The organism is Streptomyces sp. NPDC028907, from assembly GCF_055564995.1.
Window position 1 is genome coordinate 124,934 of the sequence record NZ_JBVHVE010000008.1, and the last position, 24,676, is coordinate 149,609.

A 24,676-nucleotide genomic window follows, 5' to 3' on the forward strand; every position below is an offset into this window, starting at 1 on the left:
CGCCGGGTGCCCCCTGGCCGTCGTATGACATCTGTCATCCGGCAGTCGGGACCGCCGACACTGCCGGTCGGGGGGCCCGCGCGGCCACCCTGGACCACATGACAACGACAGTGGTCGGATTCGACCAGGTGACCAAGAGCTACGGGGATGTGCGTGCCGTCGACGGCCTGACGCTCGCGATGCACCCGGGGGAGACCGTGGCCCTGCTGGGCCCGAACGGGGCGGGCAAGTCGACCACCCTCGACCTGCTGCTCGGCCTCAAGCGCCCCGACAGCGGCACGATCGGCCTGTTCGGCACCGAACCGCGCGAGGCGATCGTCGCCGGGCGGGTGGGGGCCATGCTCCAGAGCGGCGGACTGATGGACGAGGTCACGGTGGCCGAGCTGGTGCGGCTGGCCTGCGACCTGCATCCGCGGCCGTACCCCGTCTCCGAGGTGCTCGCCCGGGCCGGCGTCACGCAACTCGCCGACCGCAGGGTCGACAAGCTCTCCGGCGGCCAGGCCCAGCGCGTCCGCTTCGCCCTCGCCACCGCCGGCGACAGCGACCTGATCGTCCTGGACGAGCCGACGACCGGCATGGACGTCACCACCCGGCAGGCCTTCTGGGCCACCATGCGCGAACAGGCCGACCAGGGCCGTACGGTCCTGTTCGCCACGCACTACCTGGAGGAGGCCGACGCCATCGCCGACCGGGTACTCGTCCTGCACCGCGGCCGGCTGCTGGCCGACGGCACGGCCGCCGAGATCAAGGCGAAGGCGGGCGCCCGCAGGATCTCCTTCGACCTGCCCGACGGCCCGATCGACGAGGCCGCACTGCGCGCCCTGCCCTTCCTCACCACGATCGACGTGTCCGGGCGTACGGTCCGGCTCCAGTCCGCCGACGCCGACGCGACCGTCCACTCCCTCTACGGCCTCGGCCTCCACCCCCGCAACATCGAGGTCGCCGGGCTCGGCCTGGAGCAGGCCTTCGTCGCCATCACCACCGCCGAGGAGGCGCGTACCTCATGAAGGGCCTGATCCGGCTGGAGCTCACCCGCGCCCTGCGCAACCGCAAGTTCCTGTTCTTCTCGGTGCTCTACCCGTCGATCCTGTTCCTGCTGATCGCGGGCAGCGCCGACAGCACGACGAAGATCGACGGCACCGGCCTGACGCTGCCGACCTACATGATGGTCTCGATGGCCTCCTTCGGCGCCCTGACGGCCGTCCTGATGGGAAACAGCGAACGCATAGCCAAGGAGCGCGAGAGCGGCTGGGTACGGCAGCTGCGGCTGACGACCCTGCCCGGCCGCGGGTACGTGTTCGCCAAGACCGCCAGCGCCGCCGTGGTCAGCCTCCCGTCCATCGTCGTCATCTTCGTGGTCGCCGCCGTGGTGAAGGACGTACGGCTCGACGCCTGGCAGTGGCTCGCGCTCACCGGCGCGATCTGGGCCGGGAGCCTGGTGTTCGCCGCGCTCGGGGTGGCGATCGGATACTCCGCGACGGGGGACGCGGTGCGCCCGATCACGATGATCGTCTACTTCGGCCTCTCCCTGCTCGGCGGCCTGTGGATGCCCACGACGACCTTCCCGCGGTGGCTCCAGGACATCGCCGCCTGGGTCCCGACGCACGCGTACGCTGCCCTCGGGCAGGCCATCGAGCAGAGCCAGGCCCCGCACGCGAAGGACCTCGTCGTCCTCGCCGTCTCCTTCGCCCTGTTCACGGGCGGCGCGGCCTGGCTGTACCGGAAGGACACACTGAAGGCGTGAGCGGCACAGGCGTCGGCATCGGGCAGCGCCCGGAGAACACCAGGCAGCGGTTGGTCAAGCTCCTGTGGACCGGCATCTGGCTGGTCTACCTGAGCGCCCCGGCGAGCGACCTGCTGCACGGCGGCCACAGCACGGGCGTGCGGATCCTCGGCTGGATCGGCCTCGGCGCCTTCGTCACCTGGTACATGCTGCTGCTCTTCCGCACCGGCCGCGGCGAACGCAACAGCGTCGTCCTCGCCTCGCTCGGCGTCCTCGCGGCCCAGTCCACGGTCCTCGCCCTGACCCTGGGCCGGGAGTGGCTGGTCCTCTTCGTGTACGTCTCCATCGCGTCCGGCGCGGCCCTGCCCCTGCGCATGGCCCGCTGGACGATCCCGGGCGCGTGTGCCCTGATGACCCTGATCGCCCTCGCGACACCGGGCGGCAAGGCGTTCCTGGCCAGTCTGCTGGTCCCGGCCCTGCTGGGCGGCTTCGCCATGACGGGCGTACGCGAACTCGTCCGCACGACGATCGCGCTGCGCGAGGCCCGCGCCACGGTCGCCCAACTCGCCGCGAACGAGGAGAGGCTGCGCCTGGCCCGGGACCTGCACGACCTGCTCGGCCACTCCCTCTCCCTGATCACGCTGAAGAGCGAACTCGCGGGCCGGATGCTGCCCGACCACCCCGACAAGGCGGCCCGCCAGGTCGCCGACATCGAACAGGTAAGCCGCCAGGCCCTGGTGGACGTCCGCGAGGCGGTCACCGGGTACCGTCGCCCGCGCCTCGCCGCCGAACTGGCGGGCGCCAAGGTCGCGTTGACCGCCGCCGGAGTCGTCGCCGCCCTGCCCGCCGCCGAACCGGACCTCACCGGCGTCGCCGAGGACAGCGAGACGGCCCTCGCCTGGGCCCTGCGCGAGGCGATCACCAACGTCGTGCGCCACAGCGGCGCCGGACGCTGCACGGTCGAACTCCTGCGCCGCCAGACCCTCGACGGCCCCGTCCTGGAACTCTCCGTCGAGGACAACGGCTCCGGCGACCAGGGCAGCGGCCCCGGCAACGGTCTGACGGGCCTGACGGAACGCCTGGAGACGGCCGGCGGCACCCTGGACGCCGACGGCACCAGGCACGGCTTCCGTCTGACCGCCCGCGTCCCGGTCACCGTCGGCACGACAGCCGTAGAATCCGCGCCATGAGCCCCACGATCAAGGTCCTGCTCGCCGAGGACCAGTCGATGGTCCGCGAGGCCCTGGCCGCCCTGCTCGGCCTGGAGGACGACATCGAGGTCGTCGCCCAGGTCGCCCGCGGCGACGAGGTCCTGGCCGCCGCCCGCGAGCACGACATCGACGTGGCGCTCCTGGACATCGAGATGCCGGGCGCGACGGGCATTGAGGCCGCGGCCCTGCTGCACCGGGAACTCCCCGCCGTGAAGCTGGTCGTCCTCACCACCTTCGGCCGCCCCGGCTACCTCCGCAGCGCCATGGAATCCGGCGCCGACGCCTTCCTGGTCAAGGACGCCCCCGCGGCCCAACTCGCCGAAGCGGTACGGAAGGTCCTGGCGGGGGAGCGGGTCATCGACCCCACCCTGGCGGCAGCGGCCCTCGCCGAGGGCGCCAACCCCCTGACGGAGCGCGAGCGAGAGATCCTCAGAGCAGCGGAGGACGGCTCCACGAACGCCGAACTGGCAGCGACCCTGCACCTCTCCCAGGGCACGGTCCGCAACTACCTATCGACAGCAATCCAGAAACTGGCGGTACGAAACAGAGCGGAGGCGGTGCGGATCGCCAGAGAGAAAGGGTGGCTCTGACCGCCGGGCAGGGCAGCCAACCCAGGGGCGCGGGGAACTGCGCGATCAACCACGACGCACCCGCACTCGCGCAATCACCGAACCCCCCACGGCGCCTGGGCGGACCTTCAGTTCAACATCGCCCGAGCAGCCCGAGCCTCCCCCCGCACCCGCTCGGCCGCCCCCTCATCCACCCCCCTGATCAACTCCGCGTACTCCTCCAACCCCACGGCCCCATCGACGAAGTCACCCCGCTGAACAAGCAACCGCGCCCGCTCAACCCGCAACCGAGCCGGATGCGAAGGCAACGCCAACGACAACTCCACGGCCCACAGCGCCACATCCGTCCGCTCGGGCCGAGCCGCGGCCCACGCCCGGACGTTGTTCAGAATCCGCAGCACCACGTCCAACGGATCGGCCGGCGCCAACATCGACGGCTCCAGCGCCGCCCCCGTGGCCCCCGCCACCAGCAACTCCGCATCGCCCCCGGTCAGCACCCGCCCCCCGTCGAACGGATCGGCCAGCACCTGCTCCTCGGCCGGCCCGAACCCGACGACGAAGTGCCCCGGCAGAGCGACCCCGTACACCGGCGCCCCCGCCCGCCGCGCCACCTCCATCCACAGCACCGACAACAGGATCGGCAGCCCACGCCGACGCACCAGCACCTGATGCAACAACGACGACTCCAGCCGCTGATAGTCCGCGGCGGCCCCCCGGAACCCGTACCGCTCCCCGAGCAGCTCCCGCAGGGCGACGGCCCACGCCCGAGGCCCACCGGGCCGGAACGGCAGCTGCCCCGCCAGCGAGTCCAGCTCCACCTGCACCGCGTCCATCCCCGCCTCGTCCAGCTCCCCGTCCGCCTCGGCCCCCACCAGCAGACACAGCAGGGACAGATCGGGCCGCTCGGACCGCGCCTCTTCGGCGAATCGCCGACGCAGTTCGGCGGAGCGTTCGGGCGGCGGGGGGTAGGGGGGACGCATAGCCGGCTAGTGCCCTTTCACGACGATCGGTACCGCTGCTCACACTGATCGAATGCGGCTGATCAAGCTGATCGGTAGTGGTGATACGAGTGATGCGCGCCGAACCCCATCCCGGCGTACATCTCCCGCGCCCCCACGTTCTCCGCCTCGACCTGCAACCACGCCGCCGACGCCCCCTCGTCCAGCGCCCGCCGCGCCAGCGCGGTCATCACCCGGGTCGCCAGCCCCTGCCGACGCAGCGCAGGATCGACCTCAACGGCGGCGAACCCGGCCCACCGCCCGTCCACGACACACCGTCCGATGGCGGCGGGCGCACCGCCGCCCGCGCCGGGAACCGTCGCGAACCACACCGACGGCCCGCTGCCCAGCACCTTCAGGGCCACCTCGCTCACCCCCTTGCGCTGATACCGCGCGAGCCAATCCTCGTCCGCCTCCCGGGACAGCACCACCCCGGCACCCTCACCCAGGTCCGCGACCGGCGCCAGCGCCCCGACCCACATCTCGGCGGAGACCTCCCGCACCCACCCCAGCCGCTCCAGCTCCGCGCACAGCAGCTCCTGGGTGCCCTCGGCCCCCGTCGCGGTCTGGACGTACGCCGGGAGCCCCCGGTCGCCGTACCAGCGCCGTACGACATCGAGCGCGTCCGGCAGCGGCATCCCGGGGTCGCCGAGCGGCAGCACCGAGTTGGCCCGCCGGGTGAACCCGGACGCGGCCCGCAGCTCCCACGCGCCGAGCATCTCGCTCTCCACCGGCCGCCACGCACGCGTGGAGACGTGCGCGAGTTCCTCGTACGAGGCGGACGGCCCCCGGCGGCGGGCCGGCGCGCTCGGCACGACCTTCCCCGCCACCAGCGACGATTCCGCGATACGGACGGTCTCGCCACTCTTCCGTGTGATCAGCAGCACACCTTCGTTCCATGATGCGAGAACACCCACCGTGTCGGTGAATTTCTCACCCCCGGCCGCAGGATCGTTCAGGCGGCGTACGGAGACGCGTTTACCCACGTCAGCAGCGGTGATACGGACCTCAAGGCGCCCTGTCGCAGAGATTTCCACAGGTCGGTTCACCCCTCCTGTTCGGATCATGCCCAAGAACGGAGATACTAGGGGCGGGCATCGACGACGCCGCGCTCCCGCGCGCCAGGCGGCGGAGCCTGTGGAGGCCCGCCAGCGCCCTATCGAGGAGGAACGACAGCGTGACCTACGTCATCGCGCAGCCTTGTGTCGACGTCAAGGACAAGGCGTGCATCGAGGAGTGCCCGGTCGACTGCATCTACGAGGGCCAGCGGTCCTTGTACATCCACCCGGACGAATGCGTCGACTGCGGTGCCTGTGAGCCGGTCTGCCCGGTCGAGGCGATCTTCTACGAGGACGACACTCCGGAGGAGTGGAAGGACTACTACAAGGCGAACGTCGAGTTCTTCGACGAGCTCGGCTCCCCCGGCGGCGCCAGCAAGCTGGGCCTGATCGAGCGCGACCACCCCTTCATCGCCGCGCTGCCGCCGCAGGCCGAGTAGTCCCCACCGGCGACCCGCACAGCGTGCCGCCTCGGTCTCGTACGGCCTGATCGCCCTTGATCGCCGTACGGGACCGAGGCGTTGCCGTATCCGGCAGTACCAGAAAGTGAGCGAGATTCCGTGTCCGCAGTCTCCGACCGCCTTCCGACCTTCCCCTGGGACAAGCTGGAGCCGTACAAGAAGACGGCCGCCGCGCACCCGGACGGCATCGTCGACCTCTCCGTCGGCACGCCGGTCGACCCGGTCCCCGAGCTGATCCAGAAGGCTCTGATCGACGCGGCGGACTCCCCGGGCTATCCGACGGTCTGGGGCACCCCGGCGCTGCGGGACGCGATCACGGGCTGGGTGGAGCGCCGCCTGGGTGCCCGCGAGGTGACCCACCGCCACGTGCTCCCCATCGTCGGCTCCAAGGAACTCGTCGCCTGGCTCCCCACTCAGCTGGGCCTCGGCCCCGGCGACCGGGTGGCCTACCCGCGGCTGGCGTACCCGACGTACGAGGTGGGCGCCCGGCTGGCCCGCGCGGACCACGAGGTCTACGACGACCCGACGGAGCTCGACCCGCGAGGCCTGAAGCTGCTCTGGCTGAACTCGCCGTCGAACCCCACGGGCAAGGTCCTCTCCAAGCCGGAGCTCACCCGCATCGTGGCGTGGGCCCGCTCGCACGGCGTCCTGATCTTCTCCGACGAGTGCTACCTGGAGCTGGGCTGGGACGCCGACCCGATCTCGGTCCTGCACCCCGACGTGAACGGCGGCTCGTACGAGGGCATCGTCGCGGTGCATTCGCTGTCGAAGCGCTCGAACCTGGCGGGCTACCGCGCCGCGTTCCTGGCCGGCGACCCGGACGTCCTCGGCCCCCTCCTCCAGATCCGCAAGCACGGCGGCATGATGACGTCCGCGCCGACCCAGGCGGCCGTCGTCGCGGCCCTGGGCGACGACGAACACGTCCGCGTCCAGCGCGACCGCTACGCCGCCCGCCGCGACGCCCTCCGGGGAGCCCTGGAAGGCCACGGCTTCCGCATCGAACACAGCGAGGCCAGCCTCTACCTCTGGGCCACCAAGGGCGAGTCCTGCTGGACCACCGTCTCCGACCTGGCCGACCTCGGCATCCTGGTGGCCCCGGGCGACTTCTACGGCGAGGCGGGCGCCCAGCACGTACGCGTGGCCTTCACAGCGACGGACGAACGGGTACGGGCAGCGGTACAACGCCTGACGTAGCGCCAGGGCACTCCCCGCCGACTGCGGCTGCCGCTCCCGCGCCCGCTGCCGTGCCCGCTGTGGGCAGTCGTTCCGCAGGGCGGAACGGGTGGGCACAGCCTGCAGTGCAGGGCGCCGCGCGATCCATACCCTGGCCCGACCGACGTAGGGCACACAAAAGCCGACGGGGCCCAGGGAACTCCCTGGGCCCCGCCGGCTCAGACCAGGCGTCAGCCGACCGTCAGCTGAGGGGCAGGCCCTGCACCGGCAGCGAACCGGTCGCCGGCACGCCGCCCTGCGTGGCCGTACCGGCCGCCTCACCGAGGACGGACCCGACCGACCCGGCCACACCACCGGCGGTCTGCTGCGCCGCGGGCGTCGCCTTCTTCGCCACCTTGCTGCCGGCCTTCGTCGCGGTCGGCACGGCCTTCTTCGCGGCCTTGCCGCCGGTCTTGGTCACCTTGTCGCCGGCCTTCGTGGCGGTCGGCAGCGCACCGTCGACCGCGGTGTCGACGGCGCCACCCGCGATCCCGGTGGCGTTGGTGGCCGCGCCGTCGACGACGCTCGCGCCGTCCAGGGCGGTCAGCCCGCCGACCTTGGTGGCGTCGGGCAGTTCGGGGGCCGCGCTGGCGGAGCCGGCCGCACCGACCCCGGCAGCCGCTCCCGCAGCGACGATCAGCGCGGCACGGGCGATCCGGCGGGTCAGGGGGAGGGACATGATGCTCCTTCGACGGGTATGTCGGATGAGAACGATGAAGTGTCCGACCGCACCCGGCAGTTGACCGACTGGCTGTTGATCTCCGGGCTCGGACGCAGTGACTACCGCTCGAAGCCCGTGAAGGTTGCGGCGCCGCAACGTAAAGAGTTGGCAATGCGTCGCATTATCGCCTGCGGATAAATACGGGCAAAAAGATCCTCGTCGGAAAGCCCGCCGAATCCTTACAGCCCTTGATTCCCAAGGGCTTTTGCCGATACCGGGGTGACCGCGCGGAAACCTGCCCACCCCATCGCCGGCCGACACCTCGGGTGATCCTCACGAGTGAGCCGCCGAACTCCTGTACGTACGGCCCGCGCGTACGACCTGCAGGTCCTAGTGGGTCGTCACGATCCGGACCGAGCCCAGCCCGCTCTCCGCCCCCGAGGAACCCGACGCCGCCCGCCACTGGCTGTCGGTGTTCCCGGCCGTCCACTCCCGCCCGGCGTACGCGACCCGCTTGATATGCAGATCGGAGGCGTTGGCCACGGCCCAGTGGGCCAACTGCCAGCCGCGCTCGCTGACACCGCGCCCGGCGCCGGAACCGGAGTCGCCGGTCACCGGCAGCAGGACGGTCTGCCCGTCGCGCTGGATCACGGTGGGAGTGGGCGAGGGCGTGGCCTTCCGGTCGCCCACCTCGGCCCCGGCCGACTGGAGCGCGTCCTGCCCGAAGTCCCGTACGAGCGCGGCCCGTACGGCGTCCGGACCCGAGGTCCGCGTGGCACCCGGACGCCCCTCGCAGGTCAGCGTGGCCGCCGAACGCCCGGTGAGGGCCGCGGCCAGCAGCGTCGCGTCCGGCTCGTGCTTGGCGTACGCCTCCGGGAAGCCGCTGCGCTGGACGCGCTGCGCGGCGACCGTGAGCGGCAGCTTCGTGTAGCCGCGGACCTTGACCAGGTGCTCGTAGAAGATGCCCGCCGAGTAGATCGGGTCCAGGATCTCCTTCTCGGTGCCCCAGCCCTGCGAGGGCCGCTGCTGGAACAGGCCCAGCGAGTCACGGTCGCCATGGCCGATGTTGCGCAGTCCCGACTCCTGGAGCGCGGTGGCGAGCGCGATCGTCACGGCCCGCTCGGGCAGTCCGCGGCCGGTGCCGACGGCGGCGATGGTCGCCGCGTTCACCGCCTGCTCCGGCGTGAACTCGTACCGCGCCCCGTCGGCCTTGCCCGATACGACCTCGCAGCCGGGTGTGCCCGTGCCGCCGGTGACGTACTGCACCGCGAGATAGCCCGCGACGGCGAGCAGGATCACGAAGGCCGCCCCGCGACGGAGCAGGCGGCCACGGCGTTTCGGAGAGGGTGACGGCTCTGGCACGCCCTACAAGGTAGCTGAGGTTACTGAGGGGTATCTGCATAGTTGAAAATCGGTGGGAAAAGTGAGGTGACGGCCGGGCGGGTTAGGGTCGGATCCATGGCCGACACCTCCCTTGACCTCACGCTGGACGCCGCGAAGCTCACCGCGCAGCTCGTCGACTTCCCCTCCGTCAGCGGCACCGAGCAGCCCCTCGCGGACGCCGTCGAGACCGCCCTGCGCGCCCTGCCGCATCTGACGGTCGACCGGTACGGCAACAACGTCGTCGCGCGCACCGACCTCGGCCGGCCGGAGCGCGTGATCCTCGCCGGGCACATCGACACGGTGCCGATCGCGGACAACGTCCCGTCGAGGCTGGACGAGGACGGCGTGCTGTGGGGCTGCGGCACCTGCGACATGAAGTCGGGCGTCGCGGTCCAGCTCCGTATCGCCGCGACGGTCCCCGCCCCCAACCGCGACCTGACCTTCGTCTTCTACGACAACGAAGAGGTGACCGCGGACCTCAACGGCCTCAAGCACATCTCCGAGGCCCGCCCCGAGTGGCTGGAGGGCGACTTCGCGGTCCTCCTGGAGCCGTCGGACGGCGAGGTCGAGGGCGGCTGCCAGGGCACGCTCCGGGTGCTCCTCAAGACCAAGGGCGAGCGCGCACACTCCGCGCGCGGCTGGATGGGCTCGAACGCGATCCACGCGGCGTCCCCGATCCTGGCCCGCCTGGCCTCCTACGAACCCCGCTACCCGGTGATCGACGGCCTGGAGTACCGCGAGGGCCTGAACGCGGTCGGCATCAAGGGCGGGGTGGCCGGCAACGTCATCCCCGACGAGTGCGTGGTGACCGTCAACTTCCGCTACGCGCCGGACCGCACCGAGGAGGAGGCCGTCGCGCACGTCCGCGAGGTCTTCGCCGACTGCGGCGTCGAGGAGTTCGTGGTGGACGACCACAGCGGCGGGGCGCTGCCGGGCCTGTCCCACCCGGCGGCCGCGGCGTTCATGGCGGCCGTCGGGGGCACCGCGCGCCCCAAGTACGGCTGGACGGACGTCTCGCGCTTCTCCTCCCTGGGCATCCCGGCGGTCAACTACGGCCCCGGCAACCCGCACTTGGCGCACAAGCGGGACGAACGCGTCGAGACGGCGAAGATCCTCGCGGGGGAGGAGCGGCTGAGGGCCTGGCTCACGGCGTAGCGGCGCTTCAGGTCAGTCATGCTCACGTCCCCCGTCCGTAACCCACGTGGATCTACGCTGAGGTGGAACGACCTGCAACACTCGCAGGCCCCGCAGCGGAGGGAGCGCACATGGCTACCGGCAACCCCGAGGGGAAGAAGCAGCCACCGTCGGAGCAGCGTCTGGGACCGGTTCTCCGAAGGCGGGACCAGGTGACGGCGAGCACGACCGACCAGCGGCTGCTGGACGCGGGCGGGCCCTCCGACTGGGTCCACACCGACCCCTGGCGGGTCCTGCGCATCCAGTCGGAGTTCATCGAGGGCTTCGGCACCCTCGCCGAACTCCCGGCGGCGATCAGCGTCTTCGGCTCCGCCCGCACACCGGCCGACTCTCCCGAGTACGACGCCGGAGTCCGCCTCGGCCGAGGCCTGGTCGAGGCCGGCTTCGCGGTGATCACCGGCGGTGGCCCCGGCGCCATGGAGGCCGCGAACAAGGGCGCCTGCGAGGCGGGCGGCATCTCGGTCGGCCTCGGCATCGAGCTGCCGTTCGAGCAGGGCCTCAACCCGTACGTCGACATCGGCCTGAACTTCCGGTACTTCTTCGTCCGCAAGATGATGTTCGTCAAGTACGCCCAGGGCTTCGTGGTCCTCCCCGGCGGCCTCGGCACCCTCGACGAACTCTTCGAGGCCCTCACCCTCGTCCAGACCCAGAAGGTCACCCGCTTCCCGATCGTCCTCTTCGGCAGCGAGTACTGGGGCGGCCTGGTCGACTGGCTGAAGAACACGCTGATCGCCCAGGGCAAGGCCTCGGAGAAGGACCTGCTCCTGTTCCACGTCACGGACGACGTGGAGGAGGCGGTGGCCCTGGTCTCCAAGGAGGCGGGACGCTAGCGCGGGGCTTGAGCCGGGGTTCGTCCGCGTCATGACGGCTGACGGCGGCTGCGCGGCCACCGCCCGGTGGGGGCTGGTCGCGCAGTTCCCCGCGCCCCAGGGTTCTCAGCCTCTCCGGCGTTCGAGGAGCGGGGTCGACGGGGCGGAGCCCCTGCAAGGATGGGACGGGTAGGGGCGGCGGGGGCGAGGAAACGCCTACGCCAGCCCCCGCCGGGCCACCGCCGGAGCCCGATGCCCCGCGATCGACGCCACCATGTCCAGCACCTGACGGGTCTCCGCCACCTCGTGGACCCGGTACACCTGGGCACCCAGCCACGCCGACACCGCGGTCGTCGCCAACGTGCCCACGACCCGCTCCTTCACGGGCTTGTCCAACGTCTCCCCGACAAAGTCCTTGTTGGACAGCGACACCAACACCGGCCACCCCGTGGACACCATCTCCCCGAGCCGCCGAGTCGCCTCAAGACTGTGCCGCGTGTTCTTCCCGAAGTCATGCCCGGGATCGATCAGGATCGACTCCCGAGGCACTCCCAGTCCCAGCGCCCGCTCCGCCAGACCCACGGTCACCCGAAGGATGTCGGCCATGACGTCGTCGTACGCCACCCGATGCGGCCGAGTCCGAGGCTGCGCACCCCCGGCATGCGTACACACCAGCCCCACCCCGTACCGCGCGGCAACCTCCGCGAGCCCGGGATCCACCCCACCCCACGCGTCGTTCAGCAGATCCGCCCCCGCCTCGCACACGGCCGCCCCCACCTCGGCCCGCCAGGTGTCCACGCTGATCACGACATCCGGGAAGCGCCGCCGCACCTCCGCCACGAACCCGACCGTCCGCCGTGCCTCCTCCTCGGCGGTCACCTCTTCCCCCGGACCGGCCTTCACCCCGCCGATGTCGATGATCGCGGCGCCCTCCGCCACGGCCTGCTCCACGCGCGCGAGGGCCGGCTCGTCCCGGAACGTCGCACCTTGGTCGTAGAAGGAGTCCGGGGTCCGGTTCACGATCGCCATGATCACCGGCTCGTGCGTGTCGAACTCACGCCTGCCCAGCCTGAGCATCCCCTGTGACCTCTCCCTGTGTGTCCTGGCATGTCCCGGCCTTTCGGCCGCCTGCGACCCTAACTGTCAGAGTCGCATGGCACGATCGGACACTGACAGATCCGACCGCTCGTATTCACCGACTGCACCGACCGTGGGGGCCGCCGCGATGGTTATGTTCTTGTTCCTGGTCATCGCGCTGGCCGTGGTGGTCGCCGCGGTGACACTCGCCGTGGTGGGCGGCGGCGAGGGCGACGGTCCGCTGCCGGAGGCCGCGCCGGAGCGGCTCCAGGACCTGCTGCCGCCGGACCGCCCGCTCGACCGCGCGGACATCGACAGCCTCCGCTTCCCGCTCGCCGCCCGTGGCTACCGCATGTCCGACGTCGACGACGCCCTCAGCCGCCTCGCCGCCGAGCTCGCCGAGCGCGACGCCCGGATCGCCGACCTGGAGTCCGCGCTGTCCGGCGCGCAGGCGTCGGCCGGCCAGGTGTCGATGGAGAAGCCCCCGCAGGAGGACCAGCAGTGAGCGACGGCGCGGCCCTGGCCGGCCCGGACGGCGCCCTGCGCTGCCCGTGGGCCCTGTCCACCCCGGACTACGTCACCTACCACGACGAGGAGTGGGGCCGCCCGGTCCACGGCGACGACGCCCTGTTCGAACGCCTGAGCCTGGAGGCCTTCCAGTCGGGCCTGTCCTGGATCACGATCCTGCGCCGCCGCGAGGGATTCCGCGCCGCCTTCGCCGGCTTCGAGATCGCCAAGGTCGCGACCTTCACGGACACCGACAGGGACCGCCTCCTCGCCGACGAGGGCATCATCCGCAACCGAGCCAAGATCGACGCGACCCTGGCCAACGCCCGTGCCCTGGCCGACTGGACCCGGGGCGACCTGGACGAACTGATCTGGTCCCACGCCCCGGACCCCAGCACCCGTAAGGCCCCGAGGACGCTCGCTGACGTCCCCGCAGTCACACCCGAGTCGACGGCCCTGTCCAAGGCTCTCAAGAAGAGAGGCCTGCGCTTCGTGGGCCCGACGACGGCATACGCCCTGATGCAGGCGTGCGGCCTGGTGGACGACCACTTGGAAGCATGCGTGGCGAGAAGCGCCCTTTGAGGGGCGCGGGGCTGTGTCGATATGAGGCTCCGCCGCGGGGGCGCGGCCGGCCACATCGGACCCGCAGCCCCCAGCGGCGCTCCGGTCCCTCGGACCTATCGGCCCAAATACTTCGGCTTCTCCTTGTTCACGAACGCCTGCACCGCAATCGCATGGTCCTCGGAAGACCCCGCCCGAGTCTGCAGCTCGTCCTCCTTCTCCAAGGTCTCCGCCAAGGAGTGGGACATCCCGAACGCCACGGCCTCCTTGATCGCCCCGTACGCCACCGTCGGCCCCTCGGCCAACGCCCGCGCCACCTTCTCAGCCTCCGCGCGCAGGTCGGCCGAGGGCACGACCCGGTTCGCGATCCCCAGCTCGTACGCCTCCTGCGCCTTGATGTTCCGAGGGAAGAGCAGCAGGTCAGCGGCCCGCCCCGGGCCGACGACCCGCGGCAGCGTCCACGAGATCCCGGAGTCCGCGGTCAGCGCGACCCCCGCGAAGGACGTATTGAAGGCAGCCGTATCCGCGACCACCCGATAGTCCGCGGCCAGCGCGAAACCGAAGCCCGCCCCGGCAGCGACCCCGTTCACCCCGGCAACCACGGGCTTCCGCATCTCCGTCAGCGCCCGTGTGATCGGGTTGTAGTGCTCCCGCACCGTGCTCATCGTCTGCCGGGACCCGGTCTCCCGGTCCGTCAGCAGCAGCCCGATGTGCTCCTTGAGGTCCTGTCCCACACAGAAGGAACGGTCCCCGGCAGCGGTCAGCAGCACGGCGCGCACGGCACTGTCGTCCGCCGCGGAGCCAACCGCGTCCCGCAGGGCGACCTTGGTCGCGACATTCAGCGCGTTCATCGCCTCGGGGCGGTTCAGCGTGATCGTCGCGAGTCCGTCGCTCACTTCGTAGAGCACGGTGTCGGCCATGGGGTGTCCCCTCCGCTGTCGTGGCTTGGGCGTACTGGTCGGTACGCGCCTGTCTGAAGGACAGCATGGCGGAGATCACCGGCGACGGCCCTGACCGGACGTGTGACCTGCATCAAAGAATTCGTGTCCGGTTCCGCGCGGCGGAAGCGAGTGCGGTGGCGCAGTATCGCAGTCACATCGCCGAATTGAGTGGTTTTGCTCGCGCGCGTTGCCCAAGCGATGCCGACTGATGTTGGTCATCGGGTCCTGAGATGCGGGATAATGGCTTGGAAGCAATGTGTTCGATGCCGGTGTCGCGTGTCTCACGCTGGACGCGCGTGCCCTCCCAGGGCCGTCGGCTTTGACGATGAGCTGGTTTCAGGAAGGGGAACGAGCATGGCGGCCATGAAGCCGCGAACGGGTGATGGCCCGCTCGAGGTGACCAAGGAGGGGCGGGGCATCGTCATGCGCGTTCCGCTCGAAGGCGGCGGTCGGCTCGTCGTCGAGCTGACCCCTGACGAGGCCGACGCGCTCGGCGACGCCCTCAAGAAGGTCGTCGGCTGACGCGGCAGCGACCCTGACCTTTCGGCGACCCCGGCATCGCATCTGGTGCCGGGGTCGCTGCTTTCCCCGCCGCTTGCCTCGCGGTCAGCGTTTGACCGCGCACAGCAGGCCGTCCCCGACCGGCAGCAGCGACGGCACCAGCTCCTGGCTCTCGCGCACCGCGCGCAGCAGCTCCCGGATGCGTATGACCTCGGTGGGCTGCGGGCCCGAGTCGACCGTGCGGCCGTTGGCGAAGACGCCCTCGAAGACGACGAGGCCACCCGGACGCAGCAGGCGCAACGATTCAGCGAGATAGTCGAGAAACTCCAGCCGGTCACCGTCACAGAAGACGAGGTCGTAACCGGCGTCCGCGAGGCGCGGCAGGACGTCCAGGGCGCGGCCCGGGATGAAGCGGGCGCGGTTGCTGGCGAAGCCGGAGGCGCGGAAGGCCTGGCGGGCGAACTGCTGGTGCTCGGGTTCGGGGTCGACGGTCGTCAGGACGCCGTCGGGGCGCATGCCGTGCAGGAGGTGGATACCGGAGACACCGGTGCCGGTGCCGATCTCCGCCACCGCCTTCGCGTCCACGGAGGCGGCCAGCAGTCGCAGCGCGGCGCCCGTGCCGGGCGACACCGAGCGCAGTCCCGCCTCACGGGCCCGGTCCCGGGCCCAGCGCAGGACGTCGTCCTCGGCGACGTAGGCGTCGGCGAACGCCCAGCTCGTCTGCCGGTTGCCGGTAATGGCCCTCTCCTGTCCCCGTGGTTGCCTGGGCGTGACTGTATCCGTTGCGGCCGGGAACCCGCAGATGGGACCGGGCGTTTAGAGGGGTGGGAAGACGACCGGGGGGACACAGTTGGATCACGATGATGAGCGGGGCGGCGAGCAACTGCTGACGCACGCGCATCAGCCGTGCCAGCCCAGATCAAATTCTCGTAAAACCGCTTATCCGGAGCTAACGGGCGAGGTGGCTATGGTAGGGGCTCCACTGGACACCACCAGAGCCGATAGGGGAGGTGCGGCTGCGCCTGTGGATCGGGGAGGAGTGCTGCGGCGCTTCCTCGGATCGGCGGGCAGGCCGAAATCCGTGAACGACACCGCTGACCACAGCCACGCCGGCGACTACGCCCAGACCGCGACCTTCTCCACCGACGCGGACGGGCAGGCGTGGACTCCGCCCACCTGGGAGGAGATCGTCAGCACGCACAGCGGTCGCGTCTACCGACTGGCGTACCGCCTCACCGGCAACCAGCACGACGCCGAGGACCTGACGCAGGAAGTCTTCGTCCGCGTCTTCCGCTCCCTGTCGACCTACACGCCGGGCACCTTCGAGGGGTGGCTGCACCGCATCACCACCAACCTCTTCCTGGACATGGTCCGCCGCAAGCAGCGCATCCGCTTCGACGCGCTGGGCGACGACGCCGCCGAGCGGCTGCCCAGCAAGGAGCCCACGCCCCAGCAGGTCTTCAACGACGCGCACTTCGACGCCGACGTCCAGCAGGCCCTCGACACGCTCGCGCCCGAGTTCCGCGCCGCGGTCGTCCTGTGCGACATCGAAGGACTGTCGTACGAGGAGATCGCCGCGACCCTGGGCGTCAAGCTCGGTACGGTCCGGTCCCGTATCCACCGCGGCCGCTCGCAGCTGCGCAAGGCCCTCGCCCACCGCTCGCCGGAGGCGCGCGCCGAGCGTCGCTCCTTCGTGCCACGTGTGGCCGCTCTGGGGGGAGGGGGCGCGACCGCGTGAGTGGCTCCCGACCCGACCCGGCTGAACGGCTCCTCGCCGAGCAGCACCTTGGCGACCGACTCTCCGCCCTCGTCGACGGAGAGCTCGGTCATGAGACGCGTGAGCGCGTCCTGGCCCATCTGGCGACCTGTGCCCGCTGCAAGTCCGAGGTCGACGCCCAGCGCCGGCTGAAGAACGTCTTCGCGGAGGCGGCCCCACCGCCTCCCTCCGAGAGCTTCCTGGCCCGTCTTCAGGGGCTCCCCGGGGGAGGTGACCTGGACGGCGGCGGCTCGCCGCTCGGCGGGGGAGGGTTCGGCGGACTGTCCGGACGACCCGGCGCCTCCGGGGCCTTCGGCATGAAGCGCGGCGACCGCTTCGAGTTCGGCTACGTCCCTTCCCGTTCGCACGGCTCCGCGCTCCCCGCCACCGACAGCGGCTTCCGTACCCACCCCGTGGGCCGTCAGGACGCCGACCGCTCCGCGTCCTCCCGGATGCGGTTCGCGTTCGTCGCGGCGGGTGCGGTCTCGCTGGCCGCCATCGCGCTGGGCGGTGTCACATCGAGCGCGCCGACCGACACGGAGGCTCGCGGCGGCTCGGGCGGCAGCAATGTGACGCCGGCCCGGACCCAGGGCACCGGCGCCGCGGCGACGGCCGAGAACCAGCGTCGCCGCGCGGTCGGCCCGCTCCTAGCGCAGGGCCAGGGCGCCTCCGACACACCGGTGGCCCCGACCGAGGTGTCGGCGCCGCTCCTGCCCGGGATGCCGGCCCAGCCCGTCGACGCGGACCTGCACACCCTGACGGCGCCCGTGGTGGCCGGCGCGGCCGCCATGTCCCCGCTGATACGCCCGCTCAGCGCGAACCCGCCGCTCGCCCTGACCGCATGGTCGACGACCCCCGGTATCGCGACGACGCCCGACCTGTTCGCCGCGCCCGTCCCCGACGCGACCACGGCCCCCTCCACCCCGTCGGCCACCGGCCGCTGACCCGACATCTGCGCAGCGGCCCACGAACCTGGTTGAATCCGGGGTGGGCCGCGCGCCGTGCCGGTGGGCCGGGCGCGGAGTCGAGGAACTGCGGCCGCCGTTGACGCCGCGTGCCGGATGGGGGAGGTAGGTCGGGGTCGCATGGTTCCCCGGGGGGAATCGAGTGCGACAGCGCAGAGTCGAGTAGGCATTCGGGCGCCGCGGCGTTCCCGGTGGCGGCCCGCCGTGAAACCGGGGTCGCCTGCGTCCGCCTCCGACGACGTGGGCCGTTCGGTCCTCCGTGCGGATGCGGCCCGGAATGAAGCGTCCTACTCGAGCCACGGTCAGCAGCGAGCAGGAAGCAGAGCATGAACGAGGGGAAGCCCGCGAAGGCGAAGTGGTGGAACCGACCCAGACCGCAGGGACCTTCGGGCCAGGCGGACGGGGTGGCACCGACGCCGGACGAGTCGGGCGGGGCCGAGCCGGCCGTATCGGCACCTGAAGGCGCCGGGGACCGGGACCGGACCGGTGACACGGACGGTGACTTCGAGCTGGCGCGGCCCGCGGTGGGCACGGTCGGCGACAGGGCGTCGGACGGGGGCGACTTCGAGCTGGCGCGTCCCCTGGCGAGCGCAACCGGCGGCAGGGCTTCGACGGAGGGCGATTTCGAGCTGGCGCGACCCGCCGACGCCCCTGAGCTCTCCGTCCCGCCGGTGAGTGACGCTGCGCCAGTCCCCACCCCCCCGGCTCCCGCCACCCCTGTTCCCGCGGCTGCCGCCCCTGCTGTCTCTGCTCCCGCAGAACCCGGCGACCCGCGCCCCCAGCCCCTGCACGCCCCCGACCCCTACAGCACCCCGCCCTACGGCGAGCCCGGCCCCTGGGCCCCCGCCCCGCCGGTCCAGCACCCGGCGACCACGCCGGCGCACGGGACGGCCGTACCGTCGCCGCCGCCACCGACGCATGGCGGGCCGGCGCTCGTGCCCGGCGCGCCCGCGCCGTCGGCACCCCCGGCCCCGCCCCCGGTGGCCGCCGAACCCGCCCATGTCCCCAGCCCGGCCCCCGGCATCCCCGCGCAGGCGGGGCCCTCCGCCCCCGACGCCCCCGCCCAAGCCGTCCCGGCCCCCACCTACGCCGAAGCCCCGCCCCCGCCCCCTGCCAACCCCTGGCAGAACTACGACCCCTGGTCGCGCGAGGCCCGCCCCGGCGCGCCCCTCCAGCAGAACGGCGCCGCGGTCCGTACCCAGGAGCAGCGGCACAAACGGGGAATGAAGGTGCTCCTCATCGGCGCCGTGCTGCTCGCGCTCGTCTCCGGAGGCGTCGGCGGGGTCGTGGGGGCGTCTCTGGAGCGCAACGGCGGGGTCGGGGACGTCGAGCTGCCCCAGGCCGAAGCCGAGCCCGCCGGGCGGGCGCCGGACAGTGTCGCCGGGATCGCCGCGCGGGCGCTGCCCAGCGTGGTGACCCTGCATGTCAGCGGGAGCGAGGAGCAGGGCACCGGGACCGGGTTCGTGCTCGACGACCGCGGTCACATCCTCACCAACAACCACGTCGTCGAACCCGCGGGCGACGACGGCGAGATATCCGTGACCTTCCACAGCGGGGACACCGCCAAGGCCACCGTCGTCGGCCGCGACGGCGGCTACGACCTCGCCGTAGTCAAGGTCACCGGAGTCAGCGGCCTGAAGCCCCTGCCGCTCGGCAACTCCGACAACGTCCAGGTCGGCGACCCGGTCGTCGCCATCGGCGCCCCGTTCGACCTGGCGGGCACCGTCACCTCCGGCATCATCAGCGCCAAGGAGCGGCCCATCACGGCCGGCGGCGAGGGCGGCGACGCGAGCGACGTGTCGTACGTGGACGCGTTGCAGACCGACGCGCCCATCAATCCCGGCAACTCCGGCGGCCCACTCCTCGACGCCCGGGCCCGGGTCGTCGGCATCAACTCCGCGATCCGTTCCGCCGACAGCGGTTCCGACCTCGACGGCGGCCAGGCCGGCTCCATCGGCCTCGGCTTCGCCATCCCGGTCAACCAGGCCAAGCGGGTCGCCGAGGAGCTGATCAACACCGGCAGGGCGACCCACCCGGTCATCGGCGTCACCCTCGACATGGACTACACGGGCGACGGAGCCCGCGTCGGCACCAAGGGCAGTGACGGCGGCTCCGCGGTCACCGACGGCGGCCCCGGCGACAAGGCCGGCATCAAGCCGGGCGACGTCATCACCGAGGTCGACGGCCAGCGCGTCCACTCCGGTGAGGAACTCATCGTCAAGACCCGCGCCCACCGCCCAGGCGACCACCTGGAACTGACCTTGGAACGCGGCGGCAAGGAGATCAGGATCTCGCTGACGCTCGGCTCGTCGAGCGGCAACTGAGACTCACAGAAACCTCACACCCGACGTCGCCCAACCGCCCCACTTATGCCCTGACAAGGCAAACAACCCGGAAAACCGCACGCCTACCCGCATTCGGAGGCCTCGGGACAGTACCGGTCGTAGCGGATCGCCGGGTACCGTGGACCCGGCCCGGACCACGGAAGACCCGCATTCGACCACTGAGGGCCGAGGACCGAGGACATCGCAAGGAGCTTCAGGTGTTCAATGACATAGGACCTCTCGAGCTGGTGACGCTCGTCGTCCTCGCCGTGCTCGTCTTCGGTCCGGACAAGCTCCCGAAGATGATTCAGGACGTCACGCGGACGATTCGCAAGATCCGCGAGTTCTCGGAGAGCGCCAAGCAGGACATCCGGTCGGAGCTCGGACCGGAGTTCAAGGACTTCGAGTTCGAGGACCTCAACCCCAAGACGTTCATCCGCAAGCAGATGGACAACGACGAACTGGGCATCAAGGAGATCCGCAACGGCTTCGACCTGAAGAAGGAGATGGCCGAGGTCACCGACGCCGTCCACGGCCGCGAATCGGAGTCCTCGTCCTCGTCCGCCTCGTCGTCCTCCTCGGGTGCCTCCGGCGGCAGCGTCGACATGACGAAGAAGCCCGAGCAGCCCCGCGACGAGCGCCCGCCCTACGACGCGGACGCCACCTGAGCCGTACGAACACGCGGGCGGGACACCGCTCGTACGTGACGCTTCTCATACTCCGCCCGGGTCGCGCACGGCCTGAACCCGCCCTCTGTGCGCCCCGCGCGCCGGGCGGTTTCCCTGCCGTTCGGAGCGGTGTGGCTATGCTGCCGAGTTGTTGTGCGGACCGGACGAGTACGCCCGAAGGGGGGCGGGCCGGGCTGGTCCGGCGAGAACGAGGAGGCGTCCGGGCACATGGAGACGACGAGTCAGACGACTAGTCGGGCAGTCGCGCAGGAACCGGCCGTGGAGAGTGGACAGCAGTTCCCCTCCGCCCGGCGCACGGTCGACGGCTACCTGCTGGCGCCCTTCCCCTGGTACGGCCTCGACGAGGCCTTCACCGGGCCGCGCTGGCTGATGCAGGTCGGCACGGCGGCCGACGGGACCGTGGAACACGGTTCGACCGGGCACGGCGACGAGCCCTCCGTACGCAACGAGGCGACGGAGGACCGGGAGAAGTTCGCGGTGGTCGTGACCGTCGCGGCGCACCCGTCCCGACGGAGCGCCGACGGCACGGGGCTGCTGGAGGCCACGTCGGTGTCCTCGGCGGCCTGGCTCGCGGGGGTGGGACTGCTGTCCTTCACCTGGCCGGGGCAGATGGACCACTCGCTGCGGGACGACTGGCTGGAGCAGCAGACGGAGACGGCGTGGGCGCTGGCCGACGATCTGGACGGGCCTGACTGGTCGACGTTGTCCCTGCCGGTGGACGGCGTACCCACGCCCTTCCACTACCGGGAGTCGGAGTTCGGGTGGGTGCTCGCCGGCTCGACTCAGGAGGGGGTGCATGTGGGGGCGTACGGGCGCGGTATGAGTGCGTACGGGCTCGGCTTCGCCATGATCAAGGATATTTCCGCGTACGCGTAAGCAGAAGGGGCACCGGTGATATCGGTGCCCCCTCGCCGTAGGGCTTGATGCCGTCTGGCGACTGCGCGTGCGTCGTGGCTGGTCGCGCAGTTCCCCGCGCTCCTGGGGCGTCTAGAACTTGTTCCTTGGAGTGATCCCCAGGGACAGTCCCGAAAGACCCCGCTGGCGTCCGCCCAGCTTGCCCGCGATGGCGCGCAGGGCCGAGCCCGCCGGGCTGTCCGGGTCCGTCAGGACGACCGGCTTGCCCTCGTCGCCGCCCTCGCGGAGGCGGACGTCGATGGGGATGTTGCCGAGGACCGGGACCGTGGCGCCCGTCGTGCGGGTGAGGCCGTCGGCGACGACCTGGCCGCCGCCCGTGCCGAAGACGTCGACCATCTCGTCGCAGTGCGGGCAGGGCAGGCCGGACATGTTCTCGACCACGCCGACGATCTTCTGGTGGGTCTGGACGGCGATGGAGCCCGCGCGCTCGGCGACCTCGGCCGCAGCCTGCTGCGGGGTCGTCACGACCAGGATCTCGGCGTTCGGGACCAGCTGGGCCACGGAGATCGCGATGTCGCCGGTGCCGGGCGGGAGGTCCAGGAGCAGGACGTCCAGGTCGCCCCAGTACACGTCCGCGAGGAACTGCTGAAGCGCGCGGTGGAGCATCGGGCCGCGCCACACGACCGGGGCGTTGCCCGGGGTGAACATGCCGATGGAGATGACCTTCACGCCGTTCGCGGACGGCGGCATGATCATGTTCTCGACCTGGGTCGGACGCCCGTCGGCGCCCAGCATGCGCGGCACGCTGTGGCCGTAGATGTCGGCGTCGACGACGCCTACCTTCAGGCCGTCGGCCGCCATCGCCGCGGCCAGGTTGACCGTCACCGAGGACTTGCCGACGCCGCCCTTGCCGGACGCGACCGCGTACACGCGGGTGAGCGAGCCGGGCTTGGCGAAGGGGACCTCGCGCTCGGCGGTGCCGCCGCGCAGGGCGTTCGCCAGTTCCTTGCGCTGCTCGTCGCTCATCACGTCGAGCGTGACATCGACACGCGTGACGCCCTCGACCGCGGAGACGGCGTCCGTCACACGCTGTGTGATGGTCTCGCGCATCGGGCAGCCGGAGACCGTCAGGTACACGGTGACCGCGACCGCACCGTCCGCACCGATCTCCACCGACTTGACCATCCCCAGTTCGGTGATGGGGCGGTTGATCTCGGGGTCGTTCACCGTCGCCAGTGCTTCGCGCACCGCGTCTTCCGTAGCCATAAGGACGATGGTACGGCCCGGTAGCCATGCCCCGGAAAGCCCGTCAGCGGTCGTCTACGTCACGTCCAGGCGACCGATCTGCCGGGAATACCCCGGCCTCGCGGTGACCGTTGGGCCGCTCCTCCAGCTCTTTCATCAGGTCCTGCAGCTCCGAGCGCATCCAGTCGCGGGTGGCCACCTCGCCCAGGCCGATGCGCAGGGCGGCGATCTCCCTGGTCAGGTACTCGGTGTCGGCGATGGACCGCTCGTTCTGCTTGCGGTCCTGTTCGAGGTTGACCCGGTCGCGGTCGTCCTGCCGGTTCTGCGCGAGCAGGATCAGCGGGGCGGCGTACGAGGCCTGAAGGGACAGGGCCAGGGTCAGGAAGATGAACGGGTACTCGTCGAACTTCAGGCTGCTCGGAGCGGCGATGTTCCACAGCACCCACACGATGATCACGACCGTCATCCAGACCAGGAACCGCCCGGTCCCGATGAAGCGGGCGATCCGCTCCGAAAGCCGTCCGAAGGCCTCCGGGTCCCACTCGGGCAGGATGCGGCGGCGCGGCGGCCGGGGTTGGTCGAGGCGCGCCCGGGGCGCCCGGGTGGCCGCGGTGGCGCCCGACGCCACACGCTCGCGCGTGCCCTCCCGCTCAGGAGCCATGGGCCGCCACCCCCTCGCCCGTGTCCTCATCCAGGTGGAACTCCGTCTCCCGCCAGTCCTCGGGCAGCATGTGGTCCAGTACGTCGTCCACGGTCACCACGCCCAGCAGCGACCCGGACTCGTCGACGACGGGCGCCGCGACCATGTCGTACGTCGCGAAGAACCCGGCGACGACCGGCAGCGCGGCGTCCGGTTCCAGGGCCTCCAGCGCCTCGTCGACCATCGAGCTGACCAGGGTGTACGGCGGGTCGCGCAGCAGGCGCTGGAAGTGGACCGTGCCGAGGTACTTGCCGGTGGGTGTCTCGTCGGGCGGGCGGCAGACGTAGACCTGGGCGGCCAGGGCGGGGGACAGGTCGGGGTTGCGGACGCGGGCGAGCGCGTCGGCGACGGTGGCGTCGGGGCGCAGGATGATCGGCTCGGTCGTCATCAGCCCGCCGGCCGTGTGCTCCTCGTACGCCATCAGGCGGCGCATGTCGGCCGCGTCGGCGGGCTGCATCAGGCTCAGCAGCCGCTCCTTGTCCTCCTCCGGGAGCTCACCGAGCAGGTCGGCCGCGTCGTCCGGGTCCATGGCCTCCAGGACGTCGGCGGCGCGCTCCTCCTTCAGCTTGCCGAGGATCTCGATCTGATCGTCCTCGGGGAGCTCTTCCAGTACGTCGGCGAGGCGGTCGTCGTCGAGGGCGGCGGCGACCTCGGCGCGGCGCTTGGGGGAGAGGTGGTGCAGGACGTTGGCGAGGTCGGCGGGGCGCAGCTGCTCGAAGGTGGCCAGGAGGCTCTCGGCGCCCTGCCCCTTCTCCTCCAGGGAGAACCCGGTGACGGCGGACCACTCGACTGTCAGCGACTCGCCCCTGGCCCGTCGGAAGGCGCCGCTCCGCCCGCCCTTGCGTACGAACACCTTGTCGATCTCCCAGTCCCGGCGCGCCGGGAGCTGCCCGACCGACAGATCGAGGACGGTGACCTCCTCGCCGGTCTCGACGAGGGTGACGCGGCGGTCGAGGAGCTCGCCGAAGACGAGGCGCTCGGTGGGGCGCTGTTCGAAACGGCGGACGTTGAGCACACCGGTGGTGATGACCTGTCCGGACTCGATGCTGGTGACGCGGGTCATGGGCAGGAAGATGCGGCGCCGGGTGGAGAGTTCGACGACCAGGCCGAGCAGCCGTGGCGGGCGCCGGCCGACGCGCAGCATGACGACCAGATCACGGACGCGGCCCACCTGGTCGCCGTTCGGGTCGAACACGGCGACGCCGGCCAGGTGCGAGACGAAGATCCGGGGAGCGCCGGCTGCCATGGCTGAGGCTCCTTTGCGTGCGGGGTGTGC

The 24,676-nt window shown here is 71.4% G+C and carries 27 protein-coding genes; 17 read left to right on the plus strand and 10 right to left on the minus strand.

Translation table 11 applies throughout. The features are described from left to right. The first annotated feature begins 98 nt into the window (after positions 1–98). The 4 genes from ACZ4UU_RS25000 to ACZ4UU_RS25015 are packed head-to-tail and all read left to right on the plus strand — an operon-like array spanning position 99 to position 3,524. Positions 99–1,007 (plus strand): ABC transporter ATP-binding protein, encoded by a 909-nt coding sequence (locus ACZ4UU_RS25000; RefSeq protein WP_471905603.1) that lies wholly within the window; start codon positions 99–101, stop codon positions 1,005–1,007. Then, a complete protein-coding gene (locus ACZ4UU_RS25005) occupies positions 1,004–1,744 on the plus strand; it encodes an ABC transporter permease (RefSeq protein WP_471905604.1) in 741 nt (246 codons plus the stop codon). The genes ACZ4UU_RS25000 and ACZ4UU_RS25005 overlap by 4 nt, the downstream gene beginning before the upstream one ends. Continuing rightward, the gene (locus ACZ4UU_RS25010; protein WP_471905605.1) at positions 1,741–2,913 is read left to right on the plus strand and encodes a sensor histidine kinase; all 1,173 of its coding nucleotides are present in this window, start codon (positions 1,741–1,743) and stop codon (positions 2,911–2,913) included. The genes ACZ4UU_RS25005 and ACZ4UU_RS25010 overlap by 4 nt, the downstream gene beginning before the upstream one ends. Next, complete coding sequence (locus ACZ4UU_RS25015) at positions 2,910–3,524, plus strand: response regulator (protein WP_471905606.1); 615 nt, start codon at positions 2,910–2,912, stop codon at positions 3,522–3,524. Before ACZ4UU_RS25010 ends, ACZ4UU_RS25015 begins: the two co-directional genes overlap by 4 nt. 107 nt (positions 3,525–3,631) lie before the next feature. Here the strand turns inward: ACZ4UU_RS25015 and ACZ4UU_RS25020 are convergent, their stop codons facing one another. Both ACZ4UU_RS25020 and ACZ4UU_RS25025 read right to left on the minus strand, forming a co-directional pair. After that, on the minus strand, positions 3,632–4,483 hold the full coding sequence (locus ACZ4UU_RS25020; RefSeq protein ID WP_383457742.1) for a transglutaminase family protein: 852 nt from the start codon (positions 4,481–4,483) through the stop codon (positions 3,632–3,634). A 62-nt stretch (positions 4,484–4,545) separates the two neighbouring features. Continuing rightward, positions 4,546–5,538 (minus strand): GNAT family N-acetyltransferase, encoded by a 993-nt coding sequence (locus tag ACZ4UU_RS25025; RefSeq protein ID WP_471905607.1) that lies wholly within the window; start codon positions 5,536–5,538, stop codon positions 4,546–4,548. 140 nt (positions 5,539–5,678) lie between these two features. Here ACZ4UU_RS25025 and fdxA point away from each other — a divergent pair, with 140 nt between their 5' ends. Both fdxA and ACZ4UU_RS25035 read left to right on the plus strand, forming a co-directional pair. Beyond that, positions 5,679–5,999 carry a ferredoxin gene (fdxA, locus tag ACZ4UU_RS25030; RefSeq protein WP_030929316.1) on the plus strand — a complete coding sequence of 107 codons (321 nt, stop codon included), beginning with the start codon at positions 5,679–5,681 and terminating at the stop codon, positions 5,997–5,999. A gap of 120 nt (positions 6,000–6,119) precedes the next feature. Next, positions 6,120–7,214 (plus strand): bifunctional succinyldiaminopimelate transaminase/glutamate-prephenate aminotransferase, encoded by a 1,095-nt coding sequence (locus ACZ4UU_RS25035; RefSeq protein WP_471905608.1) that lies wholly within the window; start codon positions 6,120–6,122, stop codon positions 7,212–7,214. A 220-nt stretch (positions 7,215–7,434) separates the two neighbouring features. Here ACZ4UU_RS25035 and ACZ4UU_RS25040 read toward each other — a convergent pair whose 3' ends face one another. Both ACZ4UU_RS25040 and ACZ4UU_RS25045 read right to left on the minus strand, forming a co-directional pair. After that, positions 7,435–7,911, minus strand: a complete 477-nt coding sequence (locus ACZ4UU_RS25040) for an ATP-binding protein (protein WP_471905609.1) — start codon at positions 7,909–7,911, stop codon at positions 7,435–7,437. A 372-nt stretch (positions 7,912–8,283) separates the two neighbouring features. Further along, entirely contained in the window at positions 8,284–9,255 is a 972-nt protein-coding gene (locus ACZ4UU_RS25045) for a VldE C-terminal domain-containing protein (RefSeq protein WP_471905610.1), read from the minus strand. A 96-nt stretch (positions 9,256–9,351) separates the two neighbouring features. Here ACZ4UU_RS25045 and dapE point away from each other — a divergent pair, with 96 nt between their 5' ends. Together dapE and ACZ4UU_RS25055 are read left to right on the plus strand one after the other, a co-directional pair. Next, positions 9,352–10,431 carry a succinyl-diaminopimelate desuccinylase gene (dapE, locus tag ACZ4UU_RS25050; RefSeq protein WP_471905611.1) on the plus strand — a complete coding sequence of 360 codons (1,080 nt, stop codon included), beginning with the start codon at positions 9,352–9,354 and terminating at the stop codon, positions 10,429–10,431. A 110-nt stretch (positions 10,432–10,541) separates the two neighbouring features. Beyond that, positions 10,542–11,300 carry an LOG family protein gene (locus tag ACZ4UU_RS25055; protein ID WP_471905612.1) on the plus strand — a complete coding sequence of 253 codons (759 nt, stop codon included), beginning with the start codon at positions 10,542–10,544 and terminating at the stop codon, positions 11,298–11,300. A 195-nt stretch (positions 11,301–11,495) separates the two neighbouring features. Here ACZ4UU_RS25055 and folP read toward each other — a convergent pair whose 3' ends face one another. Further along, on the minus strand, positions 11,496–12,356 hold the full coding sequence (folP, locus tag ACZ4UU_RS25060; protein ID WP_471905613.1) for a dihydropteroate synthase: 861 nt from the start codon (positions 12,354–12,356) through the stop codon (positions 11,496–11,498). Positions 12,357–12,510: 154 nt separating this feature from the next. Here folP and ACZ4UU_RS25065 point away from each other — a divergent pair, with 154 nt between their 5' ends. Continuing rightward, positions 12,511–12,861, plus strand: coding sequence for a DivIVA domain-containing protein (locus tag ACZ4UU_RS25065; protein ID WP_471905853.1), 351 nt, complete (start codon positions 12,511–12,513; stop codon positions 12,859–12,861). Beyond that, positions 12,858–13,445, plus strand: coding sequence for a DNA-3-methyladenine glycosylase I (locus tag ACZ4UU_RS25070; protein WP_471905614.1), 588 nt, complete (start codon positions 12,858–12,860; stop codon positions 13,443–13,445). The genes ACZ4UU_RS25065 and ACZ4UU_RS25070 overlap by 4 nt, the downstream gene beginning before the upstream one ends. Positions 13,446–13,540: 95 nt before the next feature. On the opposite strand, the gene chcB is transcribed toward ACZ4UU_RS25070, so the two are convergent. Next, positions 13,541–14,344: a 2-cyclohexenylcarbonyl CoA isomerase gene (chcB, locus tag ACZ4UU_RS25075; RefSeq protein WP_471905615.1), complete on the minus strand. Its 804-nt coding sequence runs from the start codon at positions 14,342–14,344 to the stop codon at positions 13,541–13,543. A gap of 65 nt (positions 14,345–14,409) precedes the next feature. On the opposite strand from chcB, the gene ACZ4UU_RS25080 reads away from it, so the two are divergent. Both ACZ4UU_RS25080 and ACZ4UU_RS25085 read left to right on the plus strand, forming a co-directional pair. After that, on the plus strand, positions 14,410–14,574 hold the full coding sequence (locus tag ACZ4UU_RS25080) for a hypothetical protein (protein WP_471905616.1): 165 nt from the start codon (positions 14,410–14,412) through the stop codon (positions 14,572–14,574). 145 nt (positions 14,575–14,719) lie between these two features. After that, on the plus strand, positions 14,720–14,887 hold the full coding sequence (locus tag ACZ4UU_RS25085) for a DUF3117 domain-containing protein (RefSeq protein ID WP_003966491.1): 168 nt from the start codon (positions 14,720–14,722) through the stop codon (positions 14,885–14,887). Positions 14,888–14,971: 84 nt separating this feature from the next. Here the strand turns inward: ACZ4UU_RS25085 and ACZ4UU_RS25090 are convergent, their stop codons facing one another. Further along, positions 14,972–15,670 (minus strand): O-methyltransferase, encoded by a 699-nt coding sequence (locus tag ACZ4UU_RS25090; protein ID WP_471905854.1) that lies wholly within the window; start codon positions 15,668–15,670, stop codon positions 14,972–14,974. 235 nt (positions 15,671–15,905) lie between these two features. On the opposite strand from ACZ4UU_RS25090, the gene sigE reads away from it, so the two are divergent. The 5 genes from sigE to ACZ4UU_RS25115 all read left to right on the plus strand — a co-directional run bounded on the left by sigE (position 15,906) and on the right by ACZ4UU_RS25115 (position 21,476). After that, positions 15,906–16,604: an RNA polymerase sigma factor SigE gene (gene sigE / locus ACZ4UU_RS25095; RefSeq protein ID WP_037798098.1), complete on the plus strand. Its 699-nt coding sequence runs from the start codon at positions 15,906–15,908 to the stop codon at positions 16,602–16,604. Continuing rightward, the gene (locus tag ACZ4UU_RS25100) at positions 16,601–17,566 is read left to right on the plus strand and encodes an anti-sigma factor family protein (protein ID WP_471905617.1); all 966 of its coding nucleotides are present in this window, start codon (positions 16,601–16,603) and stop codon (positions 17,564–17,566) included. The genes sigE and ACZ4UU_RS25100 overlap by 4 nt, the downstream gene beginning before the upstream one ends. A gap of 347 nt (positions 17,567–17,913) precedes the next feature. Further along, positions 17,914–19,911 carry a S1C family serine protease gene (locus ACZ4UU_RS25105; protein WP_471905618.1) on the plus strand — a complete coding sequence of 666 codons (1,998 nt, stop codon included), beginning with the start codon at positions 17,914–17,916 and terminating at the stop codon, positions 19,909–19,911. A 218-nt stretch (positions 19,912–20,129) separates the two neighbouring features. Beyond that, entirely contained in the window at positions 20,130–20,579 is a 450-nt protein-coding gene (locus ACZ4UU_RS25110) for a sec-independent translocase (protein WP_471905619.1), read from the plus strand. Between the two features lie 228 nt (positions 20,580–20,807). Beyond that, positions 20,808–21,476 (plus strand): hypothetical protein, encoded by a 669-nt coding sequence (locus ACZ4UU_RS25115; protein ID WP_471905620.1) that lies wholly within the window; start codon positions 20,808–20,810, stop codon positions 21,474–21,476. Positions 21,477–21,587: 111 nt separating this feature from the next. Here ACZ4UU_RS25115 and ACZ4UU_RS25120 read toward each other — a convergent pair whose 3' ends face one another. The 3 genes from ACZ4UU_RS25120 to ACZ4UU_RS25130 are packed head-to-tail and all read right to left on the minus strand — an operon-like array spanning position 21,588 to position 24,646. Further along, positions 21,588–22,721, minus strand: coding sequence for an Mrp/NBP35 family ATP-binding protein (locus ACZ4UU_RS25120; protein ID WP_471905621.1), 1,134 nt, complete (start codon positions 22,719–22,721; stop codon positions 21,588–21,590). Positions 22,722–22,764: 43 nt separating this feature from the next. After that, the gene (locus ACZ4UU_RS25125; RefSeq protein WP_471905622.1) at positions 22,765–23,361 is read right to left on the minus strand and encodes a DUF1003 domain-containing protein; all 597 of its coding nucleotides are present in this window, start codon (positions 23,359–23,361) and stop codon (positions 22,765–22,767) included. After that, positions 23,351–24,646 (minus strand): magnesium transporter MgtE N-terminal domain-containing protein, encoded by a 1,296-nt coding sequence (locus ACZ4UU_RS25130; RefSeq protein WP_471905623.1) that lies wholly within the window; start codon positions 24,644–24,646, stop codon positions 23,351–23,353. Before ACZ4UU_RS25130 ends, ACZ4UU_RS25125 begins: the two co-directional genes overlap by 11 nt. Positions 24,647–24,676: the final 30 nt, after the last annotated feature.

What these genes read in the sequence shown, in the direction of transcription:
- ACZ4UU_RS25130 (WP_471905623.1), bottom strand. Translation starts at nt 24,646, where the DNA reads ATGGCAGCCGGCGCTCCCCGGATCTTCGTCTCGCACCTGGCCGGCGTC.
- ACZ4UU_RS25055 (WP_471905612.1), top strand. Translation starts at nt 10,542, where the DNA reads ATGGCTACCGGCAACCCCGAGGGGAAGAAGCAGCCACCGTCGGAGCAG.
- ACZ4UU_RS25115 (WP_471905620.1), top strand. Translation starts at nt 20,808, where the DNA reads ATGGAGACGACGAGTCAGACGACTAGTCGGGCAGTCGCGCAGGAACCG.
- ACZ4UU_RS25000 (WP_471905603.1), top strand. Translation starts at nt 99, where the DNA reads ATGACAACGACAGTGGTCGGATTCGACCAGGTGACCAAGAGCTACGGG.
- ACZ4UU_RS25085 (WP_003966491.1), top strand. Translation starts at nt 14,720, where the DNA reads ATGGCGGCCATGAAGCCGCGAACGGGTGATGGCCCGCTCGAGGTGACC.
- ACZ4UU_RS25065 (WP_471905853.1), top strand. Translation starts at nt 12,511, where the DNA reads ATGTTCTTGTTCCTGGTCATCGCGCTGGCCGTGGTGGTCGCCGCGGTG.
- ACZ4UU_RS25120 (WP_471905621.1), bottom strand. Translation starts at nt 22,721, where the DNA reads ATGGCTACGGAAGACGCGGTGCGCGAAGCACTGGCGACGGTGAACGAC.
- ACZ4UU_RS25105 (WP_471905618.1), top strand. Translation starts at nt 17,914, where the DNA reads ATGAACGAGGGGAAGCCCGCGAAGGCGAAGTGGTGGAACCGACCCAGA.
- ACZ4UU_RS25080 (WP_471905616.1), top strand. Translation starts at nt 14,410, where the DNA reads ATGGCGGAGATCACCGGCGACGGCCCTGACCGGACGTGTGACCTGCAT.
- ACZ4UU_RS25005 (WP_471905604.1), top strand. Translation starts at nt 1,004, where the DNA reads ATGAAGGGCCTGATCCGGCTGGAGCTCACCCGCGCCCTGCGCAACCGC.
- ACZ4UU_RS25040 (WP_471905609.1), bottom strand. Translation starts at nt 7,911, where the DNA reads ATGTCCCTCCCCCTGACCCGCCGGATCGCCCGTGCCGCGCTGATCGTC.
- folP (WP_471905613.1), bottom strand. Translation starts at nt 12,356, where the DNA reads ATGCTCAGGCTGGGCAGGCGTGAGTTCGACACGCACGAGCCGGTGATC.
- chcB (WP_471905615.1), bottom strand. Translation starts at nt 14,344, where the DNA reads ATGGCCGACACCGTGCTCTACGAAGTGAGCGACGGACTCGCGACGATC.
- ACZ4UU_RS25015 (WP_471905606.1), top strand. Translation starts at nt 2,910, where the DNA reads ATGAGCCCCACGATCAAGGTCCTGCTCGCCGAGGACCAGTCGATGGTC.
- ACZ4UU_RS25020 (WP_383457742.1), bottom strand. Translation starts at nt 4,483, where the DNA reads ATGCGTCCCCCCTACCCCCCGCCGCCCGAACGCTCCGCCGAACTGCGT.
- ACZ4UU_RS25125 (WP_471905622.1), bottom strand. Translation starts at nt 23,361, where the DNA reads ATGGCTCCTGAGCGGGAGGGCACGCGCGAGCGTGTGGCGTCGGGCGCC.
- dapE (WP_471905611.1), top strand. Translation starts at nt 9,352, where the DNA reads ATGGCCGACACCTCCCTTGACCTCACGCTGGACGCCGCGAAGCTCACC.